At 64.2% G+C, this 21,003-nt stretch carries 17 protein-coding genes and 1 tRNA gene; 16 read left to right on the top strand and 2 right to left on the bottom strand.

Features of this window, described 5'->3' with window-relative positions; translation table 11 throughout:
- Positions 1-146: 146 nt before the first annotated feature.
- The 14 genes from BPSG_RS04405 to BPSG_RS04345 all read left to right on the top strand — a co-directional run bounded on the left by BPSG_RS04405 (position 147) and on the right by BPSG_RS04345 (position 18,502).
- Positions 147-1,688 (top strand): alpha-amylase, encoded by a 1,542-nt coding sequence (locus BPSG_RS04405; RefSeq protein WP_051591929.1) that lies wholly within the window; start codon positions 147-149, stop codon positions 1,686-1,688.
- 353 nt (positions 1,689-2,041) lie between these two features.
- Positions 2,042-4,177: a hypothetical protein gene (locus BPSG_RS04400; protein ID WP_051591928.1), complete on the top strand. Its 2,136-nt coding sequence runs from the start codon at positions 2,042-2,044 to the stop codon at positions 4,175-4,177.
- A complete protein-coding gene (locus BPSG_RS08690) occupies positions 4,174-4,626 on the top strand; it encodes an InlB B-repeat-containing protein (protein ID WP_157928616.1) in 453 nt (150 codons plus the stop codon). The genes BPSG_RS04400 and BPSG_RS08690 overlap by 4 nt, the downstream gene beginning before the upstream one ends.
- 196 nt (positions 4,627-4,822) lie before the next feature.
- Entirely contained in the window at positions 4,823-5,608 is a 786-nt protein-coding gene (locus BPSG_RS04395; RefSeq protein WP_033502208.1) for an ABC transporter ATP-binding protein, read from the top strand.
- A gap of 4 nt (positions 5,609-5,612) precedes the next feature.
- Complete coding sequence (locus BPSG_RS04390) at positions 5,613-7,925, top strand: ABC transporter permease (protein WP_026643145.1); 2,313 nt, start codon at positions 5,613-5,615, stop codon at positions 7,923-7,925.
- Positions 7,926-7,934: 9 nt separating this feature from the next.
- On the top strand, positions 7,935-8,837 hold the full coding sequence (locus BPSG_RS04385; protein WP_051591926.1) for a helix-turn-helix domain-containing protein: 903 nt from the start codon (positions 7,935-7,937) through the stop codon (positions 8,835-8,837).
- 52 nt (positions 8,838-8,889) lie between these two features.
- Positions 8,890-10,566, top strand: coding sequence for a CTP synthase (locus BPSG_RS04380; RefSeq protein WP_026643143.1), 1,677 nt, complete (start codon positions 8,890-8,892; stop codon positions 10,564-10,566).
- A gap of 144 nt (positions 10,567-10,710) precedes the next feature.
- A complete protein-coding gene (locus tag BPSG_RS04375; RefSeq protein ID WP_026643142.1) occupies positions 10,711-12,354 on the top strand; it encodes a L,D-transpeptidase family protein in 1,644 nt (547 codons plus the stop codon).
- A 135-nt stretch (positions 12,355-12,489) separates the two neighbouring features.
- Positions 12,490-13,944, top strand: a complete 1,455-nt coding sequence (gene sufB / locus BPSG_RS04370) for a Fe-S cluster assembly protein SufB (protein WP_051125530.1) — start codon at positions 12,490-12,492, stop codon at positions 13,942-13,944.
- A gap of 3 nt (positions 13,945-13,947) precedes the next feature.
- Positions 13,948-15,174 carry a Fe-S cluster assembly protein SufD gene (gene sufD / locus BPSG_RS04365; protein ID WP_026643140.1) on the top strand — a complete coding sequence of 409 codons (1,227 nt, stop codon included), beginning with the start codon at positions 13,948-13,950 and terminating at the stop codon, positions 15,172-15,174.
- 3 nt (positions 15,175-15,177) lie between these two features.
- Complete coding sequence (gene sufC, locus BPSG_RS04360; protein ID WP_022857601.1) at positions 15,178-15,957, top strand: Fe-S cluster assembly ATPase SufC; 780 nt, start codon at positions 15,178-15,180, stop codon at positions 15,955-15,957.
- A gap of 15 nt (positions 15,958-15,972) precedes the next feature.
- Complete coding sequence (locus BPSG_RS04355; protein WP_026643139.1) at positions 15,973-17,262, top strand: SufS family cysteine desulfurase; 1,290 nt, start codon at positions 15,973-15,975, stop codon at positions 17,260-17,262.
- Positions 17,263-17,322: 60 nt separating this feature from the next.
- Positions 17,323-17,862, top strand: a complete 540-nt coding sequence (sufU, locus tag BPSG_RS04350) for a Fe-S cluster assembly sulfur transfer protein SufU (RefSeq protein WP_371836517.1) — start codon at positions 17,323-17,325, stop codon at positions 17,860-17,862.
- An 82-nt stretch (positions 17,863-17,944) separates the two neighbouring features.
- Complete coding sequence (locus BPSG_RS04345; protein WP_026643136.1) at positions 17,945-18,502, top strand: metal-sulfur cluster assembly factor; 558 nt, start codon at positions 17,945-17,947, stop codon at positions 18,500-18,502.
- Here BPSG_RS04345 and BPSG_RS04340 read toward each other — a convergent pair whose 3' ends face one another.
- Together BPSG_RS04340 and BPSG_RS04335 are read right to left on the bottom strand one after the other, a co-directional pair.
- Entirely contained in the window at positions 18,503-19,375 is an 873-nt protein-coding gene (locus tag BPSG_RS04340; RefSeq protein WP_026643135.1) for a TrmH family RNA methyltransferase, read from the bottom strand. It lies immediately after the preceding gene.
- 54 nt (positions 19,376-19,429) lie between these two features.
- Positions 19,430-20,227: a 16S rRNA (uracil(1498)-N(3))-methyltransferase gene (locus tag BPSG_RS04335; RefSeq protein ID WP_026643134.1), complete on the bottom strand. Its 798-nt coding sequence runs from the start codon at positions 20,225-20,227 to the stop codon at positions 19,430-19,432.
- Positions 20,228-20,322: 95 nt separating this feature from the next.
- Here BPSG_RS04335 and BPSG_RS04330 point away from each other — a divergent pair.
- Positions 20,323-20,410: transfer RNA gene (locus tag BPSG_RS04330), tRNA-Leu, on the top strand.
- A gap of 212 nt (positions 20,411-20,622) precedes the next feature.
- Positions 20,623-20,958 (top strand): histidine triad nucleotide-binding protein, encoded by a 336-nt coding sequence (locus tag BPSG_RS04325; RefSeq protein ID WP_026643133.1) that lies wholly within the window; start codon positions 20,623-20,625, stop codon positions 20,956-20,958.
- Positions 20,959-21,003 lie beyond the last annotated feature (45 nt).

The following is a 21,003-nucleotide window of genomic DNA, read 5'->3' as shown; positions in this document are numbered from 1 at the left end:
GCCGCCGCCGGCCCGGGTGATGATTGAGAAGGAAGGACAACGGTCCGATGACAACGAGGACACCTCACACCGCACCATCCATACTGCGTGGGCCCGTTGGCGCAGTGCGCCGCACAGTGGTCCGGGCGTGTGCCGCATGCGCCGGCATGGCGTTGGTGCTCGCGCCGCTCGCCGCATGCGGGCATGCCGACACAGGCAGCACGGCATTGCCCCGCAAAACCGATGTGGAGGTGATCGCGTTCCAGCAACCATGGAATTCCATCGCCCGCGAATGCACCCAGACCTATGGTCCTGCCGGCGTGGCCTACGTGGAGATCTCGCCGCCGCAGGAATCGATCCGCGGCACCCAATGGTGGACCTCATACCAACCGGTGAGCTACAGGCTTGACTCCAAACTCGGCACCGAGGAGGAGCTCGCCCACATGATCGAGGAATGCTCGGCGGCCGGGGTTGATATCATCGCCGATGTCGTGCTCAACCAGACGACCGGGGCGGGGGAGAACAAAGAGCTCACCGGTGTGGCCGGCACCCGGTACAACCCGGGCACCGGAAGCTATCCCGGGTTCACCGGCAACGAGGGGCAACACCCCGAAGGCGTGAACAGCCATGATTTCCATGACTACAACAACGGCGCCTCGATCAGCAACTACCGCGATCAGGATGAAGTGCAGCAGGGCCGGTTGAGCGGCATGTGGGACTTCGACTCATCCAGCGCCAAAGTGCGCGACCTGCAATCGGATTACCTGGCCAGGCTGTACCGGCTCGGTGTGCGCGGTTTCCGCATGGACGCCGTCAAACACATCGACGCCGAAGACGTGAAGGCCCTCAAACAGGCGATGGCAAAGAAGATCGAAGTGCCGGAACAAGACATCTACTGGATCCAGGAGGTCATCGGCAACGCCGGGGAGGCCAAGGACATCCAACCCTCCAACTACTTCGACACCGGCACCGTGACCCAATTCGCGTTCGCCGGCGCCATGAAATCGAATGTGCCCGGTTCGCTCAACGCATTGTCGGACCTGCGCGAGCGCCTTGGCGACATCAAACGCAATCCTTACGCGATCCCGACCGACAAGGCGAACGTGTTCGTGACGAACTGGGACACCGAACGCAACGGCCAAGCGTTGTCGTATAAGGACGGCGCCGCCTTCGCGCTCGCGAACGCTTTTTCGCTCGCCTACGACTACGGCACGCCACGGCTGATCTCCGACTACCGGTTCACCGACAATGACGCGGGCGCGCCAGACGCCACCGAGACAAGCGTGCCTGACGTGAATTTCAACGAGGCGTGCGCCACGAACGACGGCCCATGGAATTGCGAGCAGCGGTGGACGCCCACGCGCGGCATGATCGCATTCCACAACTATGTGCACGGCACCGCCGTGGACCATTGGCAGGAGGGCGCGGATGCCGCTGTCATCGCCTTCTCGCGTACAGGCAAGGGATTCATCGCGATGAACGGCGGTGACGAGGAGGCCAGTGTGGAATTTGAGACCTCAATGCCCGACGGCGAATACTGCAATGTCTACGCGGTGCAGGACTGCTCGCAGACGGTGCGCGTGCGCAAGGGGAAGGTGCGCACGTCCGTCCCCGCGCGATCTGCGGTGGCGTTGTACGCGGGGGCCACGGCCAAGGCGCATCCGTCGTCTCCTGTGGCTGTCGACCCGAGCACGCCACGGCAGGATTGATTGTGCGGATTTCCCCTACAGTGCGGCCGGTGCTTCTCGCCAAGCACCGGCCGCACTGCCGTATCCGTGGTGGTTTGGTGAAGATGGTGGTGTTGCAGAAAAAGACACGTTTATAATTCGCTCGTTGCGATATTATATACTGGTCAATAGTAGCAGGAATGTCGTATATAACTGTATGGTTGCGTCGGCATCATTGATGCCGCGCACCACATCGATTAGGGAGATAGATAAATACGAAGGCCTTCAGGCGAAAACTCACCGCGGCGATCGGCGCCACCACGGCGTGCGCCACACTGACATGTGGGGCGTCGGCGCAGCGCACGCGGACGAACAGGACACGCTCGGCGACCTCCGTGCTCAACGCCTACAACGCACTCAACGGCAACGGCATGATCACCGAAGCGGACAAGGGTCAAGGCGACCGCGGACAGTCCTACAGCTACGCCGCCGCATCGCACGGTGACTGGGTGTACATCGGCACCATGTACGGCGGCCTTGGCGTGCAGGCGATCCTGAACCATGGCATGGCGTCCAACATGGGCATGTCCGCCGAAGCGGCGAAGAACCTCATGCAGACGATGTACGCGGGGCACATGTATCTGGGTGAGCCCGACGGCAAGAGCGCCGGCGGCATGCTGTTCAAGTTCAATGTGAAGACCGGCGAGACAAAGATTCTCATGTCCAAGAGCGCGGGCATCGAAGGTGGCAAGGGCATCATCCCCACATTCCGCAGCGCGTTCGAGATGAACGGCAAACTGTATTTCGAGGGCATGGTCATGGACACGGCGAACCCGGACCTCGACCAGCGCGAGATCCAGACCGCCATCGCGATGCAGAACGGCTTCCCGTGCATCTACGAGATCGACCCGGCCAACGGCGACAAGCTCACGATCGTGCACAACAGTGTGGACACGGAAGGGTTCCGCACGCTCGTCAACCAGAAGGTGTTCACCTCCACGCGCGCGATCGGCTCGTTCAACGACACGCTGATCGCCGGTGACCTCAAGATCGACGCCAACGGCAACGGAGCGGCCTATCTGGTGGCGTCGAACACGCCGTCGGTCCCCGGGTCGTACAAAGTGATCGCCGACATGGCGAGCTTTGACAACCTGCCGGCGATCCACCGCTCCGACGTCAACGGTGGTGGCGGCATCTACCAGGTGCTCGAATTCAATGGCAAGCTCTACGTCGTGGTGTGCACCGGCAGCGCGGACACGCGCAACGAGCAGACCGGCACGCTGCGCTCCTTCGCCATCTATGTGGGCGAGAACAACGGCGACGCGACGAACAAAGCCGACTGGAGCTGGCGGCCGCTCGTCGGCGACCCCACCAAGGGCGCCAAATACTTCTACGGTCTTGACTCCAGCCGCGTGAGCGCCGGCGCCTGCACGCTGCAGGTCTTCGGCGACCACCTCTACATCGGCGATTACAACGACGTGTCGAGCGCACTGCAGGGCTTCGCGATGAACATGGACTTCGTGACCCAGGCCACGAACCTCGAACAGTCGATCAACCTGTACCGCATGGACGCCAACGAGAACGTCGAGATGCTCGTGGGCGACGCCAACGAGACCTTCCCCGACGGTGGCAGCACCGGCCTGGGCAGCGGCTACGGCAACAACATGAACCAGTACACGTGGCAGACCGCCGTGCACGAAGGCAAGATGTACCTGTCGACGATGAACACGACGACGCTGCTCGAACCGATCGCCCAGTTTACCAACGGCGACATCCTGCACATGAGTGCACAGGAGTGGAAGACGACGGTGCAGCATCTGCGCGCGTTCCTGGAGATCGTGCTCAAGGGCGATGACGCCGCCACGCTCTCGCGCACCCGTTCCGTACGCCCATCGGCGGACGACCCGGATGCGCTCGTCGACTGGGCGTGCCGGCAAGCGGCCGCCCGCGCCGCCGCTGACGCCCCGGCCCAGGCCGATGGCGACAACGAGGCCGATGAGGAGTTCGTCCTGACCGACGCCCAACGCGAATCGCTTGTCAAGGGCATCAAGGACGGCGGCATCGTGCCGGAAAGCCTTGACGACGCCAACACCGCAGGGGAACTGTTCGCCATCAACAGCGCGCTGGGTTCCCTGACGCCGCAGCTGGACGAGCGGGCGTCTGAGGAATTCGTGGATGCCTACGGTGACATGCTCGCCGCGCTCACCGCGCTGCCGAAGGTCCCCGAGAGCCTCAAGAAGCTCTATGAGACGCTCCTCAAGCTCTCCTCCAAGCAGAACATGCAGGCGTTCTTCAAGTCCCTGCCGTACCTGGCCAAGTCGAAGCGAGGCTTCAACCTGTTCGAGATCAGCGAGGACGCCAAGGGCGGCGTGACGGTGCAGACCGTTGCCAACGACGGGTTCGGCGACCCCTTCAACCACGGCCTGCGCATCTTTAGCAACACCGACGACTACATGCTCATCGGCACGGCGAACCCGTTCTACGGCACCCAGCTGTGGCGTGTGGCGAACACGCTGTTCCCGTGCATGTGAGCGCAGGGGAGGGCGGCACCGCGTCCGCCGACAAGACCGCCGACGTGGCGCCCGGCGCCACGGTCACACTGACCGCTACACCGGATGAGGGCCACCGCTTCGCCGGCTGGAGGGTGAACCAGGGCGGCGCGGTCATCGCCAACGACAACACCTTCGCCATGCCCGCACACAGCGTCTACGTCGAGGCCCAGTTTGAGCGCATCGATACCGCGCCGGATACACCGGGCACCGGCGACGAGGGGCCGGACTCGCCGGCGGATCCGGACAGGAATGACCCGGCCGGCGCCCAGCCGGGGTCCACCACGACCAATGGGACCCATGCGGGAGGCAGCCGGCAGTCGGTCGAACTCGCGTCCACCGGCGCCTCGACCATCGCCCTGATGGTGGCCGCAGCCACCGCGATCGCGGCCGGAGGTGCGATGATCGCCCTCAAGCGCAAGTGCGCCTGACGCCCTCACCCACATAGGGGGGCAACACGACACGCCGACACCACATCGTTGGAATTCCGCCGATGCTACGGAACGTAGCATGGAAATCCCGTGGTGTCGGCGTTCGTTGCTTGTGGGCGCTGGACCCACCTCGTACGGTGGCCTCATCGACGCGGCGCCACCCGACCGCCGCCCTGACCATCGAGGAGCAGCCACCATGGCACACAGCCACCCGCCGACCGGCACCGCAATCATCAGCGCCCGCGGATTGACCCAATCGTTTCGTACGGCCGACCGTGAACAGACTGTGCTCAACGGACTCGACGTGGACATCCGCCGCGGCGACTTCACCGCGATCATGGGCCCCTCCGGCGCAGGCAAATCGACCCTGCTCTACGCGCTCGCCGGTTTGGAGCGCCCCACCGCCGGCACCATCAAATTCGACGGCGAAACCATCACCGGCATGCGCGACGACGCGCTCGCCGTGTTTCGCCGAACGCACTGCGGCTTCGTGTTCCAACAACACCAGCTGCTCGAACGCAGGAGCCTCATCGACAACGTGCTCGTCGCCGGCGCGCTCACGATGCGCTCCAAGCCGCGCATTGCCGCCAAAGCGCGCGAACTGTTCTCGCTCGTGCACCTCGACGAACGCGCCCAGACGCGCACGAGCGCACAGGTCTCCGGTGGCGAGGCCCAGCGCGCGAGCATCGTGCGCGCCCTGATCAACGACCCCGAGCTCGTGTTCGCCGACGAGCCGACCGGCGCGCTCAACTCACACAATTCCCAGGCGGTGCTCGACGTGTTCTGCACACTGCACGCCAACGGGCAAAGCATCGTCATGGTCACCCACGACCGGCACAGCGCCCTGCGCGCCAACCGTGTGCTGTACCTGCGCGACGGCGCGATCGCCGGCGAATGCACGCTCGGCGCGTGGGACGGCGGAGAACCGTACGGTGAGCGCGAACACACGCTCGCCGTGTTCCTCAATGAGATGGGGTGGTGACCCGATGCGCACACTCGCCCTGCACCAATGGCGCCGCAACAAGGGGGCCTTCCTCGGATTCGGCGCGACCATCCTCATCGCCGCCTGCATGTTGGGCTCCGCGCTCACCCTGTTGTTCACCGTCGGCCCGCGCTACACCGCGCTCGCGGACGAACTGCACACCGCGGACGTGGACATCGTGGTGCCGCGTACAGCCGCCACTGCCGATGTGCGCGACGTGATCGACCACACCACCGGTGTCGCGGCCGTCGATCCCCACGACGTGCTGCTCATGGACACGCAGATCCATGATTTCCGCGGCACCGATTTCGCCATCCGCGCGATGATTACCGACGCCGACGCGTCGCGCACACTCAACCAGACACGCGTGTTGGCGACATCGGGCGACAGCGGCGACCTCTATGTCGCGCAGTACACGGCGTGGTTCGGGCAGTTCGCGCCGGGGGACCGGATCGAACTGCAACTGGCCGGCCATGACGAGTCGTTCCGCATCGCCGGTGTGGTCGAAGAGATGGAATTCGGCAACGCCGGATCGCAGATCCTCGCGTTCAGCGCCCCAGCCGCACGCTTCACCCAGCTTGAACGCGCGTATCCGCAGACGCGCATGACCGAATACGCGGTGAGCATAAGCGCCGGCGCCGACCCGCGCGCCGTGCGTTCACACATTGAGCGGGCGCTCGCCGACGCAGGCGTACCCGTGGCCGCCGCTATCGACTGCGACAGTGTGCGCGCAACCCGTACGATGGTCAGCCGGCTCATCATCCTCATCCTCGTGGTGTTCGCCGTGCTCGTCACCGTGGTCAGTCTGGCATTGTGCACATTCCACATCAGGAACATCGTGGAGACCGACCGTACCGACATGGGCGTGCTCAAAGCGCTCGGCTACACCAGCCAGATGATCTCGCACGCGATGATGGCACCGTATCTGCTCGTGTGTGTGGGCGCGACGTTGGCCGGACTCGCCCTATCCACACTCGCCACCCCAGCGATCGGCTCACTGATCGCGCTGCAGGCCGGCTTCACGTTCCATGCGCAGGCCGACGCGCGCGCTTGGCTCATCACCATCGCGGCGCTCGCCGGCGTCACGCTGCTGTTCGCGTGGATTGGCGTACGCTCCTTGCGTGCACTGCAACCGATCGAAGCGATCCGCGGCATCAGTGCGCGCAGCCAGCGCCATACGGTACGCCCACTCAACCGCATGCCGGGCAATGCGCGCACGGCGATCAGCCTGCAGCAAGCCGCCGCATCCCCCTCGCGCAACCTGCTCGTGGGGTGCATGGCGTTCCTGATGACCCTGATCGTCAGCTTCGCCGCAGTGCTCACATACAACGCCACGGTCAAACCGGACAACCTTTACAACACGCTGTCCACGGAGACGCCACAGGTTGTCGCCACACCAGCCCAAGGAGAAACCACTGAGGCGATGCAACGCATCCGTGCGATTCCCGGCGTACAGAACGTGATCGCATACACCACGGCGCGCGTCGGTGTCGACGGCACCCAACTGCCCGCTTTCGTGAGCGACGACTTCGACGCCGCCAGCAACGACATCCGGTACGACGGCAACCACCCCGCCACCGCGCACGAGATCGCCATAGGGTCAGCGCTCGCGGACGCGCATCCGATCGGTTCGCATGTGACGGTGAGCCACGGCGGTACCGCGCTCGGCTACACCGTGGTGGGCTACATCCAGAGCGTCAACGACGGCGGCTCCGTCTGCGAACTGACCAACGCGGGCTATACACGCCTCGACCAGGACTTCGCACACAGCCCGCACACGCTCTACGTGTACTGCGATGGGGCCGACACCGCGCGCGTCATCCGTGCGATCGAAAGCACGTGCGGCGACCTCGTGACGCACACCACCGACATGGAACGCATGCGTGACACAAGCCAACAGATGTACGGATCGGTCATGTCAACCGTCAGCCTCGCCATGCTCATCCTCGCGGTCGGTCTGACGAGTCTGGTGCTGATGATGGTCGTCCGGTCCACGATCGCGCGCGAACGCCGCCGTTTCGGTATACTCAAAGCCCTCGGCTACACCAGCGGACAGCTCATGCGCCAGATCGCCGCAGCACTCATGCCCGCCACCGCGGCCGGCGCCGTCCTCGGCGCGCTCGTCGCGGGCATGGCCGCGCGGCCTGTGACCGACGCGCTGTTCGCGACAGTGGGCGTCATGCGCAGCCAATTCGACCACACAGCCCTGCTGCCCATAGCCGCTGCGCTCGCCCTGACCGCCGTGCAAGGCGCGCTCGCCTTGGGCTTCGCCACCCCGATCCGCACCATCAGCCCCTACCAGCTCATCACCGAATAGGAGACCACCATGGACGAACAGACAGCCACACCCAAGGCGCGCACAATGGAATTCTCCACACGCCTCAAGGACCTGCGTGCACAATCCGCGCTCTCGCAGGAACAACTCGCGCGCCGCGTCGGCGTCTCGCGGCAGGCCATCACCAAATGGGAAAGCGGCGCAGGCCGCCCGGAACTCGAAAGCCTTGTCGCGCTCGCCGATGTCTTCACGGTGAGCGTCGACGCCCTGCTCGGCGTCGACGACGCGCACGCGGGGCCGGCGCGCGGCGAATACCGGTACGAAAGTGCCACGAACTACGACGTCGACGGCGGCAAGCATTTCGACATCGACTGCGGGTCGATCTACGCGTGCATGATTCGCGGATATGACGGCGAGCAGCTGCGTGTGCGCGTCGTGTCGAACACCGTGGCCAATCTGGCGCGCCACTTCAAGATCTCGGTCGACGACAGGCCCAAACGCCTCGACGTGCAGGTGCGCCGCGGCACCGGCATCAGCGAGACGCTCGCCAAAGACGACGTGACGGTGATCATCTGGGTGCCGCAGCGGTATGTGACGACGGTCGAATGCGCGGCGAAGGCGCAGGAGGCGCATGTGCGGGGCCTGACGTGCGACGGGCTCGAACTCGATGTGCGCACGCCGCGGCTCAGTCTCGACGACGTGCACGCGCATGTGGAGGTCAACTGCAACCTCGACATGGAGATCGACTGTGCGTCGATCGACGGGCGCGTCGATGTCAACCAACTGTCGTCGACCTCGCGCATCACCGTGCCGAAGGACGTGCCGATCGCCGTACTGACGCACGGGCTGCGCACGCGCACGATCGTGGGAGCGGGGGTGCGACAGGACGAGGATTCGCCCAACATCGTCGAACTCAACGGCGTGGCGAGCGAGCTGATCATCGAGGGCAGGTGAGGGGTATCGCTCCGCCGTGCCATGTCACGGCGGAGCGATACCATGAAGACCCATGGTTAGAAGACAACATGGCAATGCTCAAGAACACGTCACCAAGCACATTTTCGTCACCGGCGGCGTCGTTTCCTCCCTTGGCAAGGGTCTTACCGCTTCCTCCCTCGGCCGTCTGCTGCGCAGCCGTGGCCTGCGTGTGCTGCAGCAGAAACTCGATCCGTACATCAACGTCGACCCTGGCACGATGAACCCGTTCCAGCACGGTGAGGTCTATGTGACCGAGGACGGTGCGGAGACCGATCTCGACATCGGCCACTACGAGCGTTTCCTCGATGTCTTCCTTTCGCAGAAGGCGAATGTCACGACCGGCCAGATCTATCAGGAAGTGCTCCGCAAGGAGCGAGCCGGCGAATACCTCGGCCAGTGCGTGCAGGTGATCCCGCACATCACCAACGAGATCAAGTCGCGCATGCGCGCCCAGGCCTCCGACGACGTCGATGTGATCATCACCGAGATCGGCGGCACCGTCGGCGACATCGAATCCCAGCCGTTCATGGAGGCCGCGCGCGAAGTGCGCCGCGACCTGGGCCCGGAGAACTGCATGTTCATCCACGTCTCGCTCGTGCCGTACATCGCGGCCGCCCATGAGCTCAAGACGAAGCCGACCCAGCATTCGGTGATGATGCTGCGCCAGCTCGGCATCTCGCCGGATGCGCTCGTGCTGCGCAGCGACCGCCCGCTCAACCAGTCCATCAAAGACAAGATCTCGCTCATGTGCGACGTCGACGCCGAAGGCGTGGTGAACTGCGTGGACGCCAACAGCATCTACGATGTGCCGAAGGTGCTGTTCGACGAAGGCCTCGACGCCTATGTGGTGCGCGAACTCGGCCTGCCGTTCCACGACGTGGATTGGGACGAGTGGGAGGACCTGCTCGAACGCGTGCACCACCCCAAGCACGAGGTCAACATCGCCATCGTGGGCAAGTACATCGACCTGCCCGACGCCTACCTTTCGGTCACCGAGGCCATCAAGGCCGGTGGGTTCGCCAATTGGGCCAAGGTCAACGTCAAGTGGGTCGCGGCCGACCGTTGCGAGACCGAGGAAGGCGCCGCCGCGGCGCTCGACCAGGTGGACGGCATCGTGGTGCCCGGCGGCTTCGGCATCCGAGGCATCGACGGCAAGATCGGCGCCCTGCGCTACGCCCGCGAGCACGGCATCCCGGCGCTCGGCCTTTGCCTGGGCCTGCAGTCCATGGTCATCGAATACGCCCGCGACGTGCTGGGCATCGCCGACGCCGGTTCCACTGAGTTCGACCCGGATTGCCCGAACCCGGTGATCGCGACGATGGAGGAACAGAAGGACATCGTGGCCGGCAATGGCGACATGGGCCACACGATGCGCCTGGGTTCCTACCCGGCGGATCTGCTCGAGGATTCCCTCGTGGCCGAACTGTACGGCACGACGCATGTGACCGAACGCCACCGCCATCGCTACGAGGTGAACGTGGCCTACAAGCAGCAGCTGCGCGACGGCGGCCTCGTCATCTCCGGCCAGAGCCCGGATGGCGAACTCACCGAGTTCGTGGAACTGCCACGCGAGGTGCACCCGTTCTATGTGGCCACCCAGGCGCACCCGGAGTTCAAGTCGCGCCCCACCAAGCCGCATCCGCTGTTCGCGGGGCTCGTCAAGGCCGCGCTCGAGCACAAGGAGGAGCGCCTCCACATCGCACAGTAAGTGTGCAAACCCCGTGCAATGTGGCATACACCACATTGCACGTGCACGTTTTGTAGGTATCATGGCCGTGAGCACTGTGGCGTTCACGGCCATGTTGCATAATAAGACTCGCATTATCAGTATCTGAACAGCACAAGGAAGCCAATGTCTTTGCACGATGGAAACCAGCCGTTGCCCCAGGGCGGCGGCACCACGCCGAATGGACCTGTCCGCCGCACCGAGGGGGAGCGGACCCAGGCGTTCACTCCATTTCCTTCCGTCGAGCCGATCGACGGGTTCAACGCGACGGCGGCCCCCGCGGCGCCTGCCAAACGGCATCATATCTGGCCGTGGATCGTGCTCGCCGTGGTCGTGCTGCTTGTGGCGGCGGGGTTTGGCGCATTCGCGTTCTTTCAGGACCGTGCGCTGCCGGGCACCACGCTGTGGGGGCACGATGTGGCCGGCAAGACACAACAGCAGATCGCCACGATGATCGACGACCAGGTGAACGCCACCAAGGTGCCGGTGGCCTACGGAGGCAAGACCGCCGAAGTAAGCGCCAAGGACCTTGGGGTGAGCGTGGACGCGCAGGCGATCGCACATGATGCGGTGGACGCCAAGCGCAACGACCCCGTGTGGGACCGTTACGCGTTCTGGGACAAGAAAGACGTGGCCCCCTCCATCGACGTGGCGCAGGCCGATCCCACCGTGCTCGATGAACATCTGGGCACCAACAGCGTCAAGCCAGTCAATGCGGAGCTGACCGTCAACGAAGACAGCGGTGAGGTCGAGGTGACCCCCGCGGCCAACGGCAGTGGCGCGGACCCCACCGAGGCCGCCGAAGCCGCGGTCGCGGCCATCGAATCGTTCGGCGCCACCAAGCCGCAGACGGTGACGGTCGAGCTCAAGGACATCGAACCGCAGGTCACCGATGCCGTGGCCACGCAGGCCAAGCAGACGGTGGACGAACTGGTGGCGAACAAGGTGGGCGTCTCGGTCGGCGACCATGAGATCGCACAGTTCACCGCGCCGATGCTCATCGCCTCGTCGCGCATCGAACCCGACACCGAGGCTGCGCTCGACGAAAACGAAGCACGCAACGGCGTGCTCGTCTTCAGCGCCGACAAACTGCAGCAGCAGTACGACGAAACGATCAAGGGCTCGCTCACCTCCACCAAAGAGGACCGCGAGGTCATCGTGAACGGCAACGGCACCGAGACGGAAGTGATCAAGGAAGGCCACGACGGCGTCAAGATCAAGGACGGCGCCGACGCCTCGATCGGTGTCGACGCGCTGCCGGTGCTCACCGAAGGCAAGGGCACGGTCAAAGTGGCCGGCGAGGTCGACCCGATGAAGGTCAAGCAGATCAAGCGCCATGTGGTCGTCGACCTGTCCGACCACAAGGTCTACGCGTATCAGGACGACAAGCTCGTCAAGTCGTTCTCGATGTCCGCGGGGCAGGGCAACGACTATGCGACCGGCGCGTGCAACCCCTCGGGTGACATGTGCACGCCGCTGGGCGATTTCGAGGTCTGGCTCAAGTACCCCACACAGGACATGTCCGGCACGCTCACGCTCTCTGATGGCAAGAAGGAGACCTGGGACGTCAAGGGCGTCGGCTTCGTGAACTACTTCTCGAAGTCAGGCTGCGCGATCCACCGCATCGCCACGAGCACGCCGTACTCCGACGCGCAGATCGCCGCGATGGGTGCGAACACGTCGCACGGCTGCGTCGGCATCGGCTGGGATGTGGCGGAGTGGTTCTACGACTTCGCCGGCATGGGCACGAGCGTGCATGTGCAGCAGTGACGTGGCGGCCTCTGGCGTGTTTGCGCGCCGGTCTGTTACGTTAGGTCAGGAATTGGTATTGTCCGGTAGTTTTGTGAATGGAGGCGGCGACCTGTGGCGGAACATCCTTTGCCCAACGCAGCGTCTGACGTGGAGATGAACCAGTATGTGGCTGATCGAGGACGCGTCAATGAAGACAAGATAAGACAAGATGACGAGATCATCGAACAATTCGGTGAATACTCGTACGGCTGGCATGATTCGGACGCCGCCGGCGAGGCCGCCAAGAAGGGCATCAGCGAAGAGGTGGTCCGTGAGATCTCGGCGGACAAGGGCGAACCCGCATGGATGCTCGACATGCGCCTGCGTGGGTACAAGGCGTTCGTCGAACAGCCCATGCCAAAATGGGGCGTCGACCTTTCCGGATTCCATGCGCAGGACTTCAAATACTATGTCAAGCCGGTCGGCAAGCAGGCCGCCACATGGGAGGACCTGCCCGACGACATCCGCGAGACCTACGACCGCCTTGGCATCCCCGAAGCGGAGAAAAGCCGTCTCGTCTCCGGTGTCGCGGCACAGTACGAATCCGAGGTCATCTACAACTCGATCCAGGAGGACCTCGCCAAGCAGGGCGTCATCTTCGTTGATACCGACACTGCGGTGCGTGAATACCCCGAGCTCGTCAAGAAGTACTTCGGCACCGTCGTGCCGCCGGAAGACAACAAATTCGGCGCGCTCAACACCGCCGCATGGTCGGGCGGCTCGTTCGTGTATGTGCCGAAGGGCGTGCACGTCGACATCCCGCTGCAGGCCTACTTCCGCATCAACACGCCGAACATGGGCCAGTTCGAACGCACGCTCATCATCGCCGACGAAGGCTCGTACGTGCACTATGTGGAAGGCTGCACCGCGCCAATCTACTCGACCGACTCGCTGCACGCCGCGATCGTCGAGATCATCGTCGAGAAGAACGCGCGTGTGCGTTACACGACCGTGCAGAACTGGTCGAACAACGTCTACAACCTCGTCACGCAACGCGCCTATGTGCGCGAAGGCGCCACGATGGAATGGGTCGACGGCAACATCGGCTCGAAGGCGACGATGAAATACCCGGCGTGCATCCTCGCCGAACCGTATGCGAACGCGTCCACGATGTCGCTTGGCTTCGCCGGCCAAGGCCAATACCAGGACACCGGCGCCAAGATGATCCATCTGGCCCCGCACACGAGCTCGACGATCGTGGCCAAGTCGATTTCGCGCGGCGGCGGCCGCAGCGCCTACCGCGGTCTCGTCAAGATCGTGGACGGCGCGGAGGGCGCCAGCTCGAACGTGGTGTGCGACGCGCTGCTCGTGGACGATTTCTCACGTTCCGACACCTATCCGCATGTCGACGTGCGCGAAGACGACGTGTCGATGGCCCACGAGGCGACGGTGTCGAAGGTCTCGGAAGACCAGTTGTTCTACCTGATGAGCCGTGGCATCGAAGAAAAAGAGGCGATGGCGATGATCGTGCGCGGGTTCGTCGAACCAATCAGCCGTGAGCTGCCGATGGAATACGCGCTTGAGCTCAATCGCCTTGTCGAACTGCAGATGGAAGGATCGGTGGGCTGACCGATGGCAGACCGCAAAGAAATCAACATCCCGGTCGCGGATCCCAACGACCCGTACGCTGTGCCCGCGGCGATGCCGTCGAGCGCGGACACCAACCCGCGCTCGTTCGACCTGGCCGATTTCGCCATGCCGACGCGCAAGCAGGAAGATTGGCGCTTTACGCCGATCGAGCGCATCGAGGAGTTCTTCGACGTGTTCGATCCGAGTGGCGCGACGAGCGTGGACGTGCGGTACATCGACGGCTCCGCGATCGATGAGTCGGTCGTGCAAGTGCGCCGCGTGGATATCGGCGGCGATCTGAGCGGCACGGTGAGCAAGCCCAACGACCGCGTGTCGGTGGTGGAATGGAACAGCGTGCGCACGGCCACCGTCGTGGACATGCTGCGAGAGCCGGACCAGCCGGTCCTCGTGCAGGTGCATGGCAGTGGCCTCGACCTCGACGCGCTGCACCTCGTGATCAATGCGCGCGACCGCGTGCACGGTGATGTCGTCGTGCAGCACGACGGTCAGGCGCGCTTGGCCGAAGGCGTCGAGATCGTGACCGGCGACGACGCGCACATCAGCACGACGTTCGTGCAGGAATGGACCGCGGATTCGAAACATGTGGCGTCGCACCGCATCCATGTGGGCAATGAGTCGTCGCTGCGCCATTCGGTCGTCACCCTGGGCGGCGAGGTCGTGCGCATCCGCATGGACCAGGATTTCGGTGGCGAGCATGGCGACCTCAACATGCTCGGCATCTATTTCGTCGATCCGGGCGAACACATCGAGCACCGCACGATGGTCGTGCACAACCACCCCGAATGCCGTTCGCGCGTCGTCTACAAGGGTGCGCTCAGCGGCAAGGGCGCGCACTCCACGTGGGTCGGCAACGCACTCATCGAGCCCACCGCGCCGGGCACCGACTCCTATGAACTCAACCGCAACCTCGTGCTCACCCCGGGCGCCGTGGCGGATTCCGAACCGAACCTCGAAATCGAGAACGGCAACATCGTGGGCGCCGGGCATGCGAGCTCGGTCGGCAGGTTCGACGACGAGGAGCTGTTCTACCTGTGCTCGCGCGGCATACCCGAACGGGAGGCGCGCAAACTCGTGGTGCGTGGCTTCTTCGGCGAACTCGTCGAAGAAATCGGCATCGAGCAGATCGCCGGCCACCTGATGCAAGCAATCGACCGCCGTCTGGCGCGCGGCGAATCCAGCGCCATGCAGACCGTATTGGAGGAGAAGTAAGCGATGTCCACTCTTGAAATCAAAGACCTGTACGCCTCGGTGGAAACCAAGGAAGGGCGCAAGCAGATCCTGCGCGGCGTGAACCTGACCGTCAATTCGGGCGAGACGCACGCGATCATGGGCCCCAACGGCTCGGGCAAGTCGACGCTCGCCTACACGCTCGCCGGCCACCCCAAGTACGAGGTCGATTCCGGGCAGGTGCTGCTCGACGGCGAAGACATCCTGCTCATGACGCCGGATGAGCGCGCTAAGGCGGGCCTGTTCCTCGCCATGCAGTACCCGGTCGAGGTGCCGGGCGTCTCGATGACGAACTTCCTGCGCACCGCGAAAACCGAGATCGACGGCAAGGCTCCGGCGATCCGCACATGGACCAAGGAGCTCACCGAGGCGATGAAGCGCCTCAAGATGGATCCGAAATTCGCCACTCGTTCGGTCAACGAAGGATTCTCCGGCGGTGAGAAGAAGCGCGCCGAAGTGCTGCAGCTCGAACTGCTCAAGCCGAAGTTCGCAATCCTCGACGAAACCGATTCCGGCCTGGACGTTGATGCGCTGCGCATCGTGTCCGAAGGCGTCAACCGCGCCAAGGAAGCGAACGATTTCGGCATTCTCATGGTCACGCACTACACGCGCATCCTCAAGTACATCAAGCCCGACATCGTGCATGTGTTCGCCGACGGTCATTTCGTCAAGACCGGCGGCCCCGAGCTTGCGGATGAGCTCGAGGAGCGTGGGTACGACGAATACCTGCCGGAAGGCTCGGATTCCGAGTCCGCCCTGGCCTGACTTTTGGAGTGCGCGATGGCAGATTTCGAGGCGATTCGCCGGCAGTTCCCAATCCTGGACCAGCAGGTCCATGGTCGCCCGTTGGTGTATTTGGATTCGGCGGCCACGGCCCAGAAACCGCAGGCCGTGATTGATGCGGAAAGCGGGTTCTACGAGTCAATCAACGCGGGCGTGCACCGTGGCGCCCATGAGCTCGCCGCGCGCAGCACGGTCGCGTTCGAAGACGCCCGTGCCGCCATGGCCCGCTTCGTCGGCGCTTCGGCCGAAGAGGGGCACGAAGAGCTTGTGGTGACCGCCGGCGCCACCGCGGGCCTCAATCTGCTCGCCACCGCCTTTGGCTATGCCTCGATGGGTCGCGGGCCGGCCGCCGCACGGCGGTTCGCGCTCGGGCCGGGCGACGAGATCGTCGTCTCGCAGGCCGAACACCATTCCGTGCTGTTACCGTTCCAGGAGCTTGCTGCGCGCACGGGCGCCACGCTCACATGGCTCGCGCTCGACGACGAGGGGCGTATCCGCACCGACACCGCCGACGAGGTGATCACCGACCGTACGAAGGTCGTGGCGATGACCCATGTGGGCAATGTGACCGGCGCCATCACCGATCTGGCCCCCGTCGTGCGTCGAGCGCACGAGGTGGGCGCCGTGTTCGTGCTCGACGCCTGCCAGTCGGTGCCGCATCTGCCGGTGGACTTCCACGCGCTCGACGTCGATTTCGCCGCGTTCAGCGCCCACAAGATGTATGGGCCGACCGGGGCCGGGTTCCTGTATGGGCGCCGTGAGCTGCTCGAAGCACTACCCCCGGCATGGTTCGGCGGCTCGATGGTCGAACTGGCGTGGATGGACAAACCCGCGCAATACATGGATCCGCCGGCCCGGTTCGAGGCCGGCACACAGCCGGTGGCGCAGGTCGTGGCCGCGGGTGTGGCCGCTCAGTGGTTGCAGTCCATCGGCATGGACGCCGTCGCCGGACACGAGCAGGCCTTGACGAGCGAACTGCTGCGGCTCGGGGACATCCCCGGTGTGCGCATCCTCGGGCCCATGAGCGCCACTGCGCGCATCGGCACGGTGGCGTTCGAAGTCGAAGGCGTGCATCCGCACGATGTGGGGCAGTACATCGACGCGCAGGGCATCGCGATCCGCGTCGGCCACCATTGCGCGCAGCCCGTGCACCGGCATTTCGGCGTCTATGCGTCGAATCGTGCATCACTCGGTGTGTACAACACCATGGACGACGTGCATGCGTTGCTCGACGCCGTGGCCGGTGTGCGCCCGTTTTTCGGGGTGGGCGGCACGCGCGCGGAATAGTGCGGCGCGGGGCCGGTTGGACACAATGGAACAATGTTGCATGCAGGAAAGGCGGGCATGATGCCAATGGCACAGGACGACGGTTTGGAACAGATGTACCAGGAGGTCATCCTCGAAGCCTCGAAGCACCCTTCGGGCCGTGTTGCATTCGCCCCCGACCTCACGGATGAGGCCGTGAGCGCGGGGGAGAGCACGGTCATGGCCCCCCATGAGGCATGTGCGGCCGGCGAATCCCACCAGTTCAACCCGACATGCGGCGATGAGGCGACGATCCATGTGGACGTGTCCGACGCCGTACCGCACCGCATCGAACGGGTGGTGTGGGATGGCCACGGCTGCTCGATCTCGCAGGCGAGCCTGTCGATCATGGTCGACCTGGTGGAGGGCCGCACCGTGGACGAGGCGATGGACCTGTTCCGTACGTTCCACGCGCTGATGGAGTCGCGCGGCGCCGGGCTGGCCGAGGACGCCAAAGCAGATGAGCTTGGTGACGCGATTGTGTTCCAAGGCGTTTCGAAATACCCGATGCGCATCAAATGTGCGTTGCTGGGGTGGGAAGGCCTCAAGGATTCGATGGCCAGGGCATTGGCGCAGGCGTGACGCCTGCTGTGAACTTCGATAACTCAACCATGTGGGCGCACCATGCACCGGTGCGCCCACGTTACAGGAAATGAGGTGCGCGATGAGCGACAATCTGGTGCCAGGTCCGCAGGCGACGATTTTCGATGCGGTGAACAGTGTGGTAAACGACGAGCAGGCGGCGCAGGCGATCATGGCCAACCCGTCGTTGGCGAAGGACGTGGATGTGAATGGTGTGCGCGGCCACGGCAAGGATGACGGCTGTTGCGGCGGCCAGGGGTGCGGTTGCCAAGGGGATGGCGAGATTCCGCTCAAAGCCGTCGATGAGATCGGCCGTGCCACGGCCGCCGATGTGCGTGAGGCCCTCCATCAGGTGATCGATCCGGAGCTCGGCATCGACGTCGTGGATCTGGGCTTGGTCTATGGCATCGAGATCGACGAGCTGGGACGCGCGATCATCACGATGACGCTGACAACGCCGGCATGCCCGCTCACCGACCTCATCGAGGACGAATGCGCGAGCACACTGGCCGGTCTTGTCGAGGAATTCCGCATCGATTGGACGTGGACGCCGCGTTGGAGTGTCGAGAAGATCACGCCCGAGGGCCGTGAACAGCTCGCCGCGCTCGGGTTCAACCTCGACTCGATGCCCACGTACTGATCAGTTCTGCCGCACGCGGGTGCTGTAGAACGCCACGGCGCTCGACGCGGCCACATTGAGCGAATCGACCCCATGGCTCATGGGTATGCGTACGGTGAGGTCGGACTGGGCGATCGTATGGTGCGACAGCCCGTCTCCTTCGGTGCCGAAGATGAGCGCAAGCCTGTCGACCGCATCCGGTGCGCCCATGGGCAGGTGCAGCCGGCGCACGAGTTCGTCGAGGCTGATCGAATCGTCGTCGAGCGCCATTGCCGCCGTGGTGAAGCCCAGGTCATGGAGTTCCTTGAGCCCCTGCCATGGCCAGTAATGGGTGTCATCACCGCCGATGCGCGTCCATGGCACCTGGAACACGGTGCCCATCGACACGCGCACCGCACGCCGGTACAGCGGGTCAGCGCAGGACGGCGTCACGAGCACCGCGTCCACATCAAGGGCCGCGGCGGAACGCATGATGGCGCCCACATTGGTGTGGTCCACGATGTTCTCCAACACCGCGATGCGCTTTGCGTGCGTAGTGACCTCGGCCACGGACGGCAACGGCCAGCGGCGCATCGCGGCGAGCGCGCCACGGTGCAGCCGGTAGCCGGTGAGTTGGCACAACTGGTCGGGGGAAGCCACGAACACTGGCACGTCGGGCCCCCAATGGGCGTCGATGAACGCGAACGTGTCCGCCATGCCTTCAAGCCAAGGGCGTTCCACGAGCAGTGACAGCGGTTCGCGCCCTGCGGCGAGCGCCCGGTCGATCACCTTGGGGGATTCGGCGATGAAGATGCCCTTTTGTGGTTCGAGCCTGTTGCGCAGCTGCAGTTCGGTGAGGTTCGTGTACGCCGCCACGCGTTCGTCGTCAATCGAATCGATGTCGATGATCTGCATGATGTATGCCTCCCGGGGCCCATGGGTGTGGTTCGAATGCCACGGCTCACCGTATCACGCAAAGCGCCCGAGCGTGCGTGACAGCAGGCTCAATGCCACTGGGCCTGCGGTGGAGGCGCGCAGGATGTTGGCGCCGAGGATGCAGGCGTCCGCACCCGCCGACGTGAGCGCCTCGATCTCTTGGTCGCTGATGCCGCCTTCCGGCCCGACGACGACATAGACGGTGCGCGTCTTGCCGTCGGCGAGGCTGCGCTCCATGAGCGCCTCCACACGCTGTTCCACGTCGCTCCAGCCCACGGTGGCGTCCTGATGCAGCACGATGACCACATCGCCGTTGACGGCGGCGCGGCGGCATTGCGCCAGCAACTGCTTGCTCGTCATGCAATCGTGCAATGCCGGCATGAACGCGCGGCGTGACTGTTCGGTGGCGGCGCGCAGTGTCTGCGCCCATTTGCGGTCGGTGCGCCCCGCCTTGTAGCGGGCGATCGCACGGTCGGACTGCCAGGGGAACACATCATCCACGCCGATCTGCGTGGCCGTGTCGATGGCCTGCTCGTCATGGCCGTTCTTGGCGAGGGCCTGCACAAGCGCCAACCGCACCGTTGGTGCGTCCTCTTGGGTGAATGACTCGACGAGGACCGTGCCGGCGCGTTCGTCGGCCACCGTCGCGTCGATGCGCAATCCGGCCCCGTCCGATATCTGCAGTGCATCGCCCTCGTGCAGGCGCATGGATTGGATCGCGTGGCGTTTGACGGCATCGGGCAACGCCATCGTCCAGCCAGAGCGCAGCGCGTCACGGTTCAACGGGGAGTCATCGGTGCTGGAATCCACGATAAACAACGGTTGTGTCATGCCTACAAGGCTACCGTACCGGGCGCGACACGCCGAGATTTGCGTATTCACGTGAAAGCCCTTATAGTTTCTTTCTGTTGCCAAGCAACGCACCTGTCCGGGTGGCGGAATGGTAGACGCGCTAGCTTGAGGTGCTAGTGCCTATTTTATACAGGCGTGCGGGTTCAAGTCCCGCTCCGGACACCGGTAAGGCCGGTTCGCATATCGAGTGCGGACCGGCCTTTTTGCTATCCATGGCCCGGCACCTGCGCGCACGGCATGATGCACGCCGGGGCGCGGCCATGTGTCGAGGAATACGATGCCCCGCCGCGCTGTTTATCCTAGCGACGCAATAGCATGGAGCCGGTGCGCCGCACCGCGTTCCAACAGAAGACCGAAGCAAGGAGAAGGCGGGAATGCAGGATTCCGAATGCTTGTTTTGCAAGATCATCAATTGCGAGATCCCCAGCGAAAAGGTGTATGAGGACGCGACCACCTATGCGTTCAAAGACATCAACCCCAAGGCGAAGGTCCATGTGCTGGTGGTGCCCCGCGACCATTACGCCAATGTGGGCGAGCTCGCCAAGGGCAACCCGGCGCTGCTGGCGCACATGGTCGAAGTGGCACAGCTCATCGCCAACCGCGAATACGACGGCGCCTACCGACTGATCTTCAACACAGGCCAAGAAGCCGGCCAGACCGTCTTCCATGTCCATGGGCATGTGCTCACCGGCGAGCCGCTCGACGAGTAAGAGGCCCCGCCGCTGGCCACATGCAGCCATAGCGGTCAACAGCAC

This window comes from Bifidobacterium pseudolongum subsp. globosum, assembly GCF_000741295.1.
Classification (GTDB): domain Bacteria; phylum Actinomycetota; class Actinomycetes; order Actinomycetales; family Bifidobacteriaceae; genus Bifidobacterium; species Bifidobacterium globosum.
This window is presented reverse-complemented; position numbering and strand designations above follow the sequence as displayed.